The sequence below is a fragment of the Niallia oryzisoli genome, assembly GCF_043641075.1.
Lineage (GTDB): Bacteria > Bacillota > Bacilli > Bacillales > Cytobacillaceae > Bacillus_BD > Bacillus_BD oryzisoli_A.
The window spans coordinates 1-12,595 of record NZ_JBHZRC010000028.1 but is presented as its reverse complement, the minus strand read 5'-3'; the positions used below and the strand labels follow the sequence as shown (position 1 = coordinate 12,595).

Here is a 12,595-nt window from a genome sequence, read left to right as displayed (position 1 = left end):
ACGGAAGTTAAGCTTCTCAGCGCCGATGGTAGTTGGGGTCTTACCCCTGTGAGAGTAGGACGCCGCCAAGCAAAAAAGAGTATCCTATTTGGATACTCTTTTTTTATGTCTTTAACATAACCGATTAAATAAAAACTGATAAACAAGAAACGGTCCCTTTTTGGCTGTCAGCTTTAAAAACTGAACAATAAAAGGATAATCCTTATTTGGCATCGTTTTTAACAACTCGCTCCACCATTCAGTTTCATATCTAGAAATCATACTTAAATTATAAAGCAATAAATAATGTGTAATCATTTCGGGATAACATAAAAACTTACCTCTTAAAAGCGAAAAATAAAAGTTCTGTTCCTCTAAATTATACTTAACAGGCAGTAAACAAATATTCGAATCATGATAGTCAAATAGCAAACAATCTGATAAACTTGCCTTGAATAATAAACTATTGGAAGACTCTGTATGTAAAAAGTCAATAAAACGGTTCTCAGTCATATGGAAGGCATCAAGTATTTTCTTTGGAAATGAAAAGGTATGCTGTTGAATGGGCACTTTGATATATGTATGTTTTCCCTCCAGTTGAATGAACAGCTTATGCAGTTCAGGGATTTGTTGAAACAATTCACACATTGTTGCTTTGTCACCCTCAGAATGCTTTATATTAAACAAATTCTCTAACATACAGGATAGTAACCCATTCTTTTGAAATTTCACTTCATCTTGAAAAAACTCATATTGCTGCTTTTTTCTTTTTCTTGTTGATACACCATGGGCCAGCATCGAGGTATTCCCTGGATAATAAGGATCTGTTGTCAGTAAGCAGGCCTTAATCAGGTGGGTAAATCCGTAAAATAATAGTATCGGCTGAATTAAAAGGGGTGATTGAACAGCCTGCTGGTAATAAATTTGCGCGTGTTCCAAATAATAAATAAAAGGGTAGCTGTTCTCATAGCTTTTTTGTTCTGCCTGGTCTATTGATAATTTTTGATAGCAATTTTTTAAATATGATTGCGTGTCTGAGGCGGAGAAAAAGGGCAAAAAGGAGTGAAAATCCGTGTATGAGTGATTCAAAGTAATTACCTCCATATTTTCAGAAATATTCGAATTAAAATACTTTCATTGACATTATTTTAACCAATTGATAACCTACTAATAATATTTTTCAGTTCAGGAGGTCTTTTTCATGTGGGAAAGTAAGTTCGCCAAAGAAGGATTAACATTTGATGATGTATTGTTAGTCCCAGCAAAATCAGAAGTGCTCCCTAAAGATGTTAGTTTAAAGGTGAGCCTAACGGAAAAGGTCAAATTAAACATTCCGTTAATCAGTGCAGGAATGGATACAGTTACAGAAGCGGAAATGGCCATCGCCATGGCTCGTCAAGGCGGCATCGGAATCATTCACAAAAACATGACAGTAGAGCAACAGGCTGAACAGGTAGATAAAGTAAAACGTTCAGAAAGCGGAGTTATTACAGATCCTTTCTTCCTGACACCAGAAAAACAAATTTTCGATGCGGAACATTTAATGGGCAAATTTCGAATTTCAGGTGTCCCGATTGTAAATAATACAGAAGAAAGAAAACTTGTTGGAATTCTTACAAACCGTGACCTTCGCTTTATCCAGGATTATTCGATTAAAATTTCAGATGTTATGACAAAGGAAAATCTTGTAACTGCTCCAGTTGGTACGACTTTGGCGGAAGCGGAAAAAATTCTACAAAAATATAAAATTGAAAAGCTTCCACTTGTTGATTCTGAGGGTGTATTACAAGGCCTTATTACCATTAAAGATATTGAAAAGGTTATTGAGTTTCCAAACTCTGCAAAGGATGAACATGGACGCTTATTAGTCGGAGCAGCAGTTGGGGTTTCCAAGGATACAATGCTCCGTTTAGAGGCATTAGTTAAGGCAAATGTTGATATTGTGGTTATTGATACTGCACATGGACATTCTAAAGGGGTTATTGAGACGGTTAAAGAGATCCGAAGCACCTACCCTGCTCTTTCTATTATTGCAGGGAATGTTGCAACAGCAGAGGCAACAAGAGAGCTATTTGAGGCTGGAGCAGATGTTGTAAAAGTTGGAATTGGACCTGGCTCCATTTGTACAACAAGGGTCGTAGCCGGTGTTGGTGTACCGCAGATTACAGCGATTTATGATTGTGCTACAGAGGCAAGAAAGCATGGAAAAGCCATTATTGCAGATGGTGGTATTAAATACTCTGGAGATATTGTGAAGGCTCTTGCAGCCGGAGGACATGCTGTTATGTTAGGCAGCTTGCTTGCTGGTACTTCAGAAAGCCCAGGAGAAACAGAAATTTATCAAGGCCGCCGCTTCAAGGTATATCGTGGTATGGGCTCTGTATCAGCTATGGAAAAGGGTTCAAGTGACCGTTACTTCCAAGAGGAAAATAAAAAGTTCGTTCCAGAAGGAATTGAAGGACGTTTACCATACAAGGGACCGCTTAGTGATACAATCTATCAACTTGTCGGCGGGCTTCGTTCCGGTATGGGATATTGTGGTGCAGGAAGCTTGCAGTCCTTAAGAGAAAACAGCCAGTTTATCAAAATGAGTGGAGCTGGTCTAAGAGAAAGCCATCCGCATGATGTTCAAATTACAAAGGAAGCTCCAAACTACTCTATTCAATAACATACAATAAAGTAGGGATAACCTCCCTGCTTTTTGTTTTTTTATGGATATTTGCTTGACTCTTTTATAAAAAAGACTAGTAAAAGTCTTACTATACTGCTATCAGAAAAATAGGCATTTACTCAATCTATTTTTTCATAATAACTTATGTTAAAATACGAAAGTGTTATTAAAAGTTGGAGGGCTTTAAATTGAAAAAGAAAACTTTTCGGAAACAGGTTGCTGGACTGCTGGCAATTCTACTATTAGTAAGTCTCTTCACGGGGTTTAGTCCTGTAAGTGCAGAGGAGGATACTCTAGGTGTTAATGCAGATGCTGCTATACTAGTGGATGCTGAGACAGGAAGGGTATTGTATGCAAAGAATCCCGATGAGGTCCTTGGGATAGCAAGTATGACGAAAATGATGACGGAATACCTTCTTCTTGAGGCAGTTAAAGAAGGAAAGGTAAAGTGGGACCAGGAGTATTCTGTAAGTGATTATGTGTATAATGTTTCACAAGATAGAGATCTATCAAATGTTCCCTTACGAAAAGATGGAACGTATTCAATTAGAGAACTTTATGAGGCAATGACAATCTACTCAGCGAACGGTGCAGCAATTGCTATTGCCGAAACGATCGCCGGTTCTGAAGAGAGCTTTGTAAAGATGATGTCAGACAAGGCAAATGAGTTCGGTTTAGAAAACTTCAAATTCGTAAATGCAACTGGTTTAAATAACCGTGATTTGAAAGGAATGCATTCAGTCGGCGGAGCGGAAGAGGAAAATGTTATGTCGGCACGTGCTACTGCAACCTTGGCTTATCACTTAATAAATGATTTTCCTGAAGTATTAGAAACGACTAGTATTCCTTCTAAAATGTTTAGAGCAGGAACTGATGATGAAATTAAAATGGATAACTGGAACTGGATGCTGCCTGAGCTAGTTTTTAAATATGAGGGTGTAGATGGATTAAAAACCGGAACAACTGACTTTGCCGGCTACTGCTTTACTGGTACAGCTGAACGTGATGGTGACCGCTATATTACCGTTGTCATGAATGCAAAAGGCGAAGGCGGAGAAGGAACGTATAAATCAAGATTCGATGAAACAAAGAAAATGCTTGATTATGCATTTGGAAACTTTTCCAAGGAAGAGGTATTAAAGAAGCATTATCAAGTAAAGAATACAAAAACATTGCCTGTTAATAAAGGAAAAGAAAATCAGGTAAAAGTCTATACAAAAGAAGCAATTAAATTAGTTAATAAGAAGGGCGAGAAAGGTAACTATAAGCCAGTCCTTGTGTTAGATAAAAAGCTTTTAAATAAAGATGGAGAATTAACAGCTCCTATTAAAAAAGGCGATAAAGTAGGTTACATTAAGCTTGAAACAAAGGATGGCACTCCAATTCAATTTCTTGATGGGAAGAGTCCTCAAGTGGATGTAATTGCTGCAGAAAGTGTCGAAAAGGCAAACTGGTTTGTTCTCAGTATGCGTGCAATCGGCGGATTCTTTGGCGATGTATGGGGAAGTGTATCCTCAACTGTAAAAGGCTGGTTTTAATAAGTAGAGCTTAAGGGGTTCCTCACTTTAGGGGAATCCCTTTTCTATATCCTCCAGCAATGATCATCTTTGAACATGTTTAAGATTATAATAGAATTTTGCATAATCCTGTAGTAAAATGGAAATAGATAATTTTAGCAAGACAAATACATACCATATCGTTTAAAAGCAGTGAGAGGAAGTAGTAGCAAGAGGGTCATTCTCAAAGAGAGCCGGTGGTTGGTGGAAATCGGCAGATGATACTTGTGAATCCATCCTTGAGTAGAGTATGGAAAGCCATTATTGGTTAGTAATTACTCTCGGGTAAAACCGTTATCGTTTTAAGGTGGAAGGTGTATGCCTTCAACTAGGGTGGCAACGCGGGTAACTCTCGTCCCTTTTTAGGGACGGGGGTTTTTTGTATTTCAAAAAAGGCCTAAGTGCTTTCTTTTCATTGCTTTTACTTGAAGTGGAACTAGAGGAGGATTCATATGCTCGATATAAAATTATTACGTACAAATTTTGAAGAAGTAAAGGCAAAGCTGCAGCACCGCGGTGAGGACCTTTCCGAGCTTGGCCGCTTTGAAGATTTAGATGTTTCACGCCGTGAATTAATTGTCGAATCAGAGAAGCTTAAGAGCAAGCGAAATGAAGTTTCTCAACAGGTAGCGGAATTAAAGCGTGAAAAAAAGGATGCAGACCATCTTATCAAGGAAATGCGTGAAGTTGGCGATGAGATCAAGGTTCTTGATGAGAAGCTTAAAACAGTGGAAGAAACATTAGAAACAATCCTATTAGGCATTCCGAATATTCCTCATGAGAGTACACCAGTTGGTGAAACAGAGGATGATAATGTTGAAATTAGAAATTGGGGAGAAAAGCCGCAGTTTAGTTATGAAGCAAAGCCGCATTGGGATATTGCTGACTATCTTGCTATTCTTGACTTTGAACGTGCAGGCAAAGTAACTGGAAGCAGATTTGTATTCTACAAAGGATTAGGTGCAAGACTGGAAAGAGCACTGTTCAACTTTATGCTTGATCTTCATACAGAAGAGCATGGATACCTAGAAGTACTTCCTCCTTACATGGTTAATCGTGCAAGTATGACTGGTACAGGCCAGCTGCCAAAGTTCGAAGAAGATGCCTTCTTAATTGGAAGCGATGACTATTTCTTAATTCCTACTGCTGAAGTACCAGTTACTAATTTGCATCGTGATGAAATACTAAGTGGCGAAGAGCTGCCAATCAACTATGCAGCATTTAGTGCATGCTTTCGATCTGAAGCAGGCTCTGCAGGCCGCGACACAAGAGGCTTAATCAGACAACACCAGTTTAATAAAGTCGAGCTTGTTAAATTTGTTAAGCCAGAGGATTCCTATGAGCAGCTTGAAATTTTAACTGGACATGCTGAAAAGGTTCTTCAGCTTTTGAAATTGCCATATCGTGTAATGAGTATGTGTACAGGGGACCTTGGATTTACAGCTGCAAAAAAATACGATATTGAAGTTTGGATGCCAAGCTATGACACATATCGCGAAATCTCATCATGCAGTAATTTTGAGGCATTCCAGGCGCGTAGAGCGAATATCCGTTTCCGTCGCGATCCGAAAGGAAAGCCAGAGCATGTTCATACATTGAATGGATCTGGATTGGCGATTGGCAGAACAGTGGCTGCAATTTTGGAAAATTACCAGCAAGCGGATGGATCTGTTGTGATTCCGGAAGTCTTACGTCCATATATGGGAAATCGAGAGGTTATCACACCAAGATAAATCTCATACGGTTAATAAAAGTAAAAAAACCGGGCAATCTATTATTGCCCGGAAAATACTCACATTGCTCCATAATACGTATTGACAATTAATTAAATCCTATGATATATTTCATTTTGTCTAAAACGGAGGAATACCCAAGTCCGGCTGAAGGGATCGGTCTTGAAAACCGACAGGCGGGTTAAACCGCGCGGGGGTTCGAATCCCTCTTCCTCCGCCATAAAAATATAAAACAAACGCGCATAAAATTGGAGATAAAACCGTTATCCTTTTGGATAGCGGTTTTTTTGTTATTTCGTAAGCCAGGTGCAGTCTGCCTCAGAGCATGCTTTATCGACCGATTTTCCTTACATTGAAATTTTCTTGAATTAACAGCCAATTCTGCGGGAAGGCCAAGCCAAGCTTCCAGTAGCTCATGCCTCGCAGCCCTAACTCTTTAATTAAATCAAACTTTGCCTGGATAGAGCGGGCATCCTCAAACCAGACCTCATGCTGCTTTCCTGCATCATCTGTATATTTGAAAAATGGGGCCTGTGCCTTGGTGCTGTATTGAATCGGAACATTTCTTTCAGCAGCTAAGGAAATGGCTTGCTGCGGGCTTAATGCCTTGGCAACTGTTCCTTGGACAAATGGTAATGTCCAGTCGTAGCCATATAAGTTTTGCCCCATTAATATCTTTGATGCGGGCATTTCGGTGATAGCATACTCCAGTACGTCTCTCACAGGACCAATAGGAGATACCGCCATGGCTGGTCCGCCACTGTACCCCCATTCATATGTCATTATGACGACAAAGTCGACAATCTGTCCATGTGCTTTGTAGTCATGTGCTTCATACCATTTTCCCTGTTGTTCTGCACTTGTTTTTGGTGCCAATGCAGTGGACAGCAGCCAGCCTTGCTGATTAAACTCTACCTTTGCCTTTCGTAAAAACCGGTTGTAAGCCTCGCGGTCCTCTGGTCGTAAAAATTCAAAATCAAAATGAATATCCCTAAAGCCGTATTTATTAGCGGTAGCAACAATATTATTTAAAAACCGGTCTTGGATGGCCATGTCATTTAACAGAATCCGGCCTAATTCATTACTAAACTGGTCATTTTCTTGATTTGTAATAACCATCATTAACACATTATTGTTGGCTTTCGCAATAGCCGGGAAGTTGTTTAATAAAGGTTCCTTTAGCGACCCATCTCTAAGGGCTTGAAAGCTAAAAGGTGCCAGATAGGTTAAATAGGGAGCAGCCTCGCGTGCACTTGTTTCCAAGATAGGTGCAACAGATGTTCCTCTTGGCTCTACATAGGCGTTGAATTCTCCTCTGCTCTTGGGGCGCGGTGGAATATAAAGTCTGGAGCCTATAACAAGGGGCTGATTAACAGAAAGTCTATTGACTGTGGCAAGCTCCTGATAAGACATCCGAAAGCGGGCAGAGATGGACCACAGAGTGTCGCCTGGCTGAACCCAATAGAAACTTCCAACGATAGGGATAACTAACGTCTGACCTACAACAAGATTATTTGGGTTTGGTAATTGATTAGCCTCTACTATATCGTTAACTGTTGTTCCAAATGCTCTTGCAATGGAAGTGAGCGATTGATTTGGTCTTATTACATAAATTTGCATGCAGTTCCCTCCTAGGCCTTACTTTCTTTATCATATAAATGGATAATATAGAAACACTTCAGAATAAACGTCATTATCAATTTATGTTTGAAATGATGAATCATGATATAATTTTTTAATCATACTTGAGGCATAAGCCATTGTAGGAAGGATCATAGTCTAATGTTTGAAAATCAATCAGATGAATTTTACATGCTGGAGGCAATTAAAGAGGCGAAGAAGGCAGAAAAGCTGGAAGAGGTACCGATTGGTGCGGTTATTGTCCTCCATGGAGAAATCATCGCGAGGGCACATAACTTAAGGGAAACGAATCAAAGTGCAGTCTCGCATGCTGAATTACTGGCAATTGACAGGGCCTGTGCGGCTGTTGGGTCATGGAGGCTTGAGGAAGCGGAGCTCTTTGTTACCCTAGAGCCATGTGCAATGTGTGCGGGGGCCATCATTCTTTCGCGGATCAAGCGGGTTGTGTACGGTGCGGCGGACCCTAAAGGCGGATGTGCTGGTACATTTATGAACCTTTTACAGGATGAGCGCTTTAATCATCAAAGTGAGGTCGTGGCTGGGGTCCTTGAATCAACCTGCGGACAGCTCTTAACTGATTTCTTTCGTTCGGTAAGAGAAAGAAAAAAGGCAGAGAAACTGAAGCGAAAACAGGAATTATCGGCTGAAACAGAATTTGGAAGTGATTAAACATTGCTTTTTAAGTTGAATATTAGTATACTAATCATGCGTCGATAAGGACGCCTAACAATATGGTATCAATTTTGCCGTGCTAAGCGGGGAGGTAGCGGTGCCCTGTACTCGCAATCCGCTCTAGCGAGGCCGAACTCCTTTCCCGAGGCTGATCTCCTGTAGGGTCTGCCTTAAGTAAGTGGTGTTGACGTCCGGGTCCTGCGCAATGGGAACCCATGAACTATGTCAGGTCCGGAAGGAAGCAGCATTAAGTGGATCATCCCATGTGCCGCAGGGTTGCCTGGATCGAGCTAACTGCTTAAGTAACGCTTATGGGAATCAGTCGACGGAAGGTGCACGGCAGTTTAAATTATACTAATAAGACCCATCCTTAAATGGATGGGTTTTTTATTTATGTAACAAATAGTACAGCACTTAGTAAGGGAAAGTAAGCCTCCGGCGGATGTCACTGATTTTTAAGAGAAATTTATTGAACGAGATCGATAAAAACCCGGACGCAAATTCGATGGGTGAATTTGATGATTTTTTTGTATAATAGAAAATATATACGTTATAATGGTTTAGGACAAGAATCAGAAGGGGGCGTTTAAGTGAGTTATCAAGCATTATATCGTGTATGGCGTCCACAAAGCTTCATTGATGTGGTTGGACAGGAACACGTTACGAAAACATTGCAAAACGCCCTGCTTCAAGACAAGATTTCACATGCTTATTTATTCTCAGGACCTCGTGGAACGGGAAAAACGAGTGCAGCTAAAATATTAGCTAAGGCAGTTAACTGCGAAAAGGCGCCAATTGCAGAGCCTTGTAATGAGTGCCCTGCATGCCGTGGGATAACAGATGGTTCGATTCCTGATGTCATTGAAATTGATGCAGCCTCAAATAACGGGGTTGAAGAGATTCGTGATATTCGCGATAAAGTGAAATATGCACCTACATCTGTGAAGTATAAGGTCTACATTGTCGATGAGGTCCATATGCTTTCCATTGGAGCCTTTAATGCACTTTTAAAAACATTAGAAGAACCGCCAAAGCATGTTATTTTTATTTTAGCAACTACAGAGCCGCATAAAATTCCACTTACAATCATTTCAAGATGTCAGCGTTTTGACTTTAAACGAATTACAGCTCAATCGATTGTCAACAGAATGGCTCTCATAGCCCGTGAAACAAGGGTGGATTATGAAGAAAATGCGCTTCATGTTATTGCTAGAGCGGCAGAAGGCGGTATGCGTGATGCATTAAGTCTCCTGGACCAAGCCATTTCCTTTGGAAGTGAAAAGGTGACAGTAGATGATGCATTAACAGTGACGGGGGCAGTTTCCCAAGTTTTTTTACTAAACCTCGCTAAAGCAATTAAGGATCACGATGTGGTCAGTGGACTGGAATCATTAGAAGAACTGCTTTTTCAGGGAAAGGACCCGACAAGGTTTATCGAGGATTTCATTTTATTCTATCGTGATATGCTTTTGTATAAAGCAGCCCCTAATTTGGAGGAATCATTGGAGCGTGTGATGCTTGATGAAGAGTTTAAGACGCTTGCAGAGGATATAAATTCGGATGAAATTTATCAGCTCATTAATATGCTAAGCAAGACGCAGCAGGAAATGCGCTTTACGAACCATCCGAAGATTTTCCTTGAAGTAGCAGTTGTTAAGCTATGTCAGCTTGAAGCAGCTTTCACTGGGACAGCAAACTCACCGGATGTTGAGCAGTTGATACAAAGAATTAATCAGCTGGAGCATGAAATCAGTGAATTAAAGCATCATGGAATAAAGGTGACGGAAGAGGAGCCTCAAGCGGCTGTCCAAAAACGGCCGCAAAGAAGTGCCAGAAGAGGATTCCAGGCCCCGGCAGGGCGGATCAATGAAATCCTAAAGTCCGCTACAAAACAGGACCTTCAAGCTGTTAAGGGCCGTTGGGCAGAGCTGATTGAGGCACTGACTGCGAATCAAATGCGTTCACAGGCTGCACTTCTAAAGGAAGCAGAGCCTGCTGCAGCCTCGAGTCAGGCGTTGGTCATTAAATTTAAATATGAAATCCACTGTCAAATGGCAATGGATAATGATAAATTTGTAGAAGCGCTCTCTTCTATCTTACAAAAATTTACCGGTAAAAGAATGAGCGTAACAGGTGTGCCGGAAGAACAATGGGTAACTATCCGCGAATCATTTGTGAAACATCAACGCACTGATGATGAAGGCGGCGGTGAAGCAGCTGGGCTTGGGACACCTGAGGAAGAGCCGATTATTGCGGAAGCGAAAAAGCTGTTTGGTGCTGACCTGATTGAAGTAAAGGATTAATCAGGCTGCATTTATTGTATAACTATTGATAAAACTTAAAACTAATTGGAGGTAATGTAATATGATGCGTGGCGGCGGAATGGGTAACATGAATAAAATGATGAAACAAATGCAAAAAATGCAAAAGGAAATGGCAAAGGCTCAGGAAGAATTAGGAGAACAAAGAATTGAAGGTACAGCAGGCGGCGGTATGGTTACAGTTATCATGACTGGTCATAAGGAAGTTGTCGATGTCAACATTAAAGAAGAGGTTGTAGATCCAGAAGATGTGGAAATGCTTCAGGATTTAGTTCTTGCAGCTACAAATGACGCTTTGAAAAAGGTTGATGAGTTGACTAATCAAAAAATGGGGAAATTCACTCAAGGAATGAATCTTCCTGGAATGTTCTAGGAGGTAAGGCAGGATGCATTATCCGGAACCTATTTCCAAGTTAATTGACAGTTTTATGAAATTGCCAGGAATCGGCCCTAAAACGGCTGCTCGTCTGGCTTTTTTTGTCCTAAATATGAAGGAAGATACCGTATTGGATTTTGCTAAGGCTCTTGTCAATGCTAAGAGAAACTTAACGTATTGCTCGGTATGCGGGCATATTACTGATCAGGACCCCTGCTTTATCTGTGAGGATCAAAGAAGGGACCGCACGATTATTTGTGTAGTTCAGGACCCTAAGGATGTTATTGCAATGGAAAAAATGAAGGAATTTAATGGCCTTTACCATGTTTTACACGGATCCATTTCTCCAATGGACGGTATTGGACCTGAAGATATTAATATTCCAACATTATTAAAAAGACTCCAGGATGAAACAGTAAAGGAAGTTATCCTAGCAACGAACCCTAACATTGAAGGTGAAGCAACAGCAATGTATATTTCCCGTCTGTTAAAGCCGTCTGGTATTCGAACAACTAGAATTGCGCATGGCTTACCTGTAGGAGGAGACTTGGAGTATGCGGATGAAGTAACCTTATCAAAAGCCATGGAAGGCAGAAGAGAAGTGTAAGCCTTCTGCGGATATTTCGGATTTTTTAAAGGCAATTTATCGAGAGCGTTCGATGAAAATCCTGATGCAAGTTCGATGAGCAATTTTGATTTTTATTCAGCGGAAGTCCTCAATTTGATTCGACGGAGGAGTAAACAAATGTTTTTTCGGAGAAAAGGCTGGCTGCGTGCAGAATTTGATGAAAAGTTATTGGTGCAATTAAATCGGTTAAAGAGAGAGTGGGATCATCAAAGTACATTAACGAAAAAGAGCTTTGATCCTTTTGGTGAAATGGAATTGCAAACGAGATTAGCCAGGACAAAATATCTCTTATTATTACGTGAAGCTAAAAAAAGAAATATTTCTCTTCTCAAATAATAGTCGATTCATTTTCAAGTTAACATTTTCCTTAATGGTCTATTTTGTACAGGCTATTCATAAGAATAGTAATACAAAGATAGAAGGGGAGAATGATGTTGGAGCCAATTGTGATTATAGCCATTTTAGGAGTTCTTATTATCCTGCTTTTTTTCAATGGTTCACCGTTAAAGCCGATACGTTTAATCAGCCAAGGAGCAGCAAAATTGATAATCGGAGCCTTTTTCTTGTTTTTTCTGAATATGCTTGGAAATCAATTTGGAATCCATATTCCGATCAACTTGATTACATCAGCGGTATCAGGTTTCCTGGGTATACCTGGAATGTTTGCGCTTGTAGCAATTGATATGTGGATTATATAAACAGAAAGGCCTTCTCAATCGGATTGGCTTTTCTGTTTTTTCTTTTTCTTTGCAAAAAAAGTTGACCCAGTGTTGAATAATAAGTATAATGTTTAAGTCGCCAACAATTAGATTATTTGATAATTAAATTAGTTGTTGACATATATATCTGAAGGTGATATATTATAAAAGTCGCTTCTGAGCGGCCGTATTGTTCCTTGAAAACTGAACAACAAAACGTCAACGTTTTACTTTTAGTCTTTTAAAAAAAGACATTAAATTATGAGCAAGTCAAACAATCTTATTGGAGAGTTTGATCCTGGCTCAGGACGAACGCTGGC

At 40.1% G+C, this 12,595-nt stretch carries 11 protein-coding genes, 1 tRNA gene, 1 other RNA gene and 1 other annotated feature; of the genes, 11 read left to right on the top strand and 2 right to left on the bottom strand.

Annotated features, from left to right (window positions below):
- Window positions 1-111: 111 nt before the first annotated feature.
- Window positions 112-1,068: a YaaC family protein gene (locus ACHUFV_RS27310; RefSeq protein WP_394239597.1), complete on the bottom strand. Its 957-nt coding sequence runs from the start codon at window positions 1,066-1,068 to the stop codon at window positions 112-114.
- Window positions 1,069-1,180: 112 nt separating this feature from the next.
- Between ACHUFV_RS27310 and guaB the strand changes: the two genes are divergently transcribed.
- From guaB to ACHUFV_RS27290, 4 genes are all read left to right on the top strand, one after another.
- The gene (guaB, locus tag ACHUFV_RS27305) at window positions 1,181-2,647 is read left to right on the top strand and encodes an IMP dehydrogenase (RefSeq protein WP_394239596.1); all 1,467 of its coding nucleotides are present in this window, start codon (window positions 1,181-1,183) and stop codon (window positions 2,645-2,647) included.
- A 191-nt stretch (window positions 2,648-2,838) separates the two neighbouring features.
- Window positions 2,839-4,188: a serine hydrolase gene (locus ACHUFV_RS27300; protein WP_394239595.1), complete on the top strand. Its 1,350-nt coding sequence runs from the start codon at window positions 2,839-2,841 to the stop codon at window positions 4,186-4,188.
- A 162-nt stretch (window positions 4,189-4,350) separates the two neighbouring features.
- Window positions 4,351-4,569: a binding site (T-box leader), on the top strand.
- Window positions 4,570-4,658: 89 nt separating this feature from the next.
- Complete coding sequence (gene serS, locus ACHUFV_RS27295) at window positions 4,659-5,939, top strand: serine--tRNA ligase (protein WP_394239594.1); 1,281 nt, start codon at window positions 4,659-4,661, stop codon at window positions 5,937-5,939.
- 127 nt (window positions 5,940-6,066) lie between these two features.
- Window positions 6,067-6,159: transfer RNA gene (locus ACHUFV_RS27290), tRNA-Ser, on the top strand.
- Between the two features lie 110 nt (window positions 6,160-6,269).
- Here the strand turns inward: ACHUFV_RS27290 and ACHUFV_RS27285 are convergent.
- Window positions 6,270-7,559 carry a LysM peptidoglycan-binding domain-containing protein gene (locus tag ACHUFV_RS27285; RefSeq protein ID WP_394239593.1) on the bottom strand — a complete coding sequence of 430 codons (1,290 nt, stop codon included), beginning with the start codon at window positions 7,557-7,559 and terminating at the stop codon, window positions 6,270-6,272.
- A 162-nt stretch (window positions 7,560-7,721) separates the two neighbouring features.
- On the opposite strand from ACHUFV_RS27285, the gene tadA reads away from it, so the two are divergent.
- The 7 genes from tadA to ACHUFV_RS27250 all read left to right on the top strand — a co-directional run bounded on the left by tadA (window position 7,722) and on the right by ACHUFV_RS27250 (window position 12,275).
- Complete coding sequence (tadA, locus tag ACHUFV_RS27280) at window positions 7,722-8,249, top strand: tRNA adenosine(34) deaminase TadA (RefSeq protein WP_394239592.1); 528 nt, start codon at window positions 7,722-7,724, stop codon at window positions 8,247-8,249.
- A gap of 77 nt (window positions 8,250-8,326) precedes the next feature.
- Window positions 8,327-8,592, top strand: an RNA gene (ffs, locus tag ACHUFV_RS27275) — signal recognition particle sRNA large type.
- A 250-nt stretch (window positions 8,593-8,842) separates the two neighbouring features.
- Window positions 8,843-10,555, top strand: coding sequence for a DNA polymerase III subunit gamma/tau (gene dnaX, locus ACHUFV_RS27270; protein WP_394239591.1), 1,713 nt, complete (start codon window positions 8,843-8,845; stop codon window positions 10,553-10,555).
- Between the two features lie 64 nt (window positions 10,556-10,619).
- Complete coding sequence (locus ACHUFV_RS27265) at window positions 10,620-10,946, top strand: YbaB/EbfC family nucleoid-associated protein (RefSeq protein WP_394239599.1); 327 nt, start codon at window positions 10,620-10,622, stop codon at window positions 10,944-10,946.
- A 13-nt stretch (window positions 10,947-10,959) separates the two neighbouring features.
- Window positions 10,960-11,556 (top strand): recombination mediator RecR, encoded by a 597-nt coding sequence (gene recR / locus ACHUFV_RS27260; RefSeq protein ID WP_394239590.1) that lies wholly within the window; start codon window positions 10,960-10,962, stop codon window positions 11,554-11,556.
- Between the two features lie 138 nt (window positions 11,557-11,694).
- The gene (locus ACHUFV_RS27255) at window positions 11,695-11,913 is read left to right on the top strand and encodes a YaaL family protein (protein WP_394239589.1); all 219 of its coding nucleotides are present in this window, start codon (window positions 11,695-11,697) and stop codon (window positions 11,911-11,913) included.
- A 98-nt stretch (window positions 11,914-12,011) separates the two neighbouring features.
- The gene (locus ACHUFV_RS27250; protein ID WP_394239598.1) at window positions 12,012-12,275 is read left to right on the top strand and encodes a pro-sigmaK processing inhibitor BofA family protein; all 264 of its coding nucleotides are present in this window, start codon (window positions 12,012-12,014) and stop codon (window positions 12,273-12,275) included.
- The last annotated feature ends 320 nt before the right edge of the window (window positions 12,276-12,595 follow it).

Bases quoted from the DNA above. Each gene is read 5' to 3' on its own strand.
- guaB (WP_394239596.1), top strand. From the start codon at position 1,181: ATGTGGGAAAGTAAGTTCGCCAAAGAAGGATTAACATTTGATGATGTA.
- serS (WP_394239594.1), top strand. From the start codon at position 4,659: ATGCTCGATATAAAATTATTACGTACAAATTTTGAAGAAGTAAAGGCA.
- ACHUFV_RS27285 (WP_394239593.1), bottom strand. From the start codon at position 7,559: ATGCAAATTTATGTAATAAGACCAAATCAATCGCTCACTTCCATTGCA.
- tadA (WP_394239592.1), top strand. From the start codon at position 7,722: ATGTTTGAAAATCAATCAGATGAATTTTACATGCTGGAGGCAATTAAA.
- ACHUFV_RS27265 (WP_394239599.1), top strand. From the start codon at position 10,620: ATGCGTGGCGGCGGAATGGGTAACATGAATAAAATGATGAAACAAATG.
- recR (WP_394239590.1), top strand. From the start codon at position 10,960: ATGCATTATCCGGAACCTATTTCCAAGTTAATTGACAGTTTTATGAAA.
- ACHUFV_RS27255 (WP_394239589.1), top strand. From the start codon at position 11,695: ATGTTTTTTCGGAGAAAAGGCTGGCTGCGTGCAGAATTTGATGAAAAG.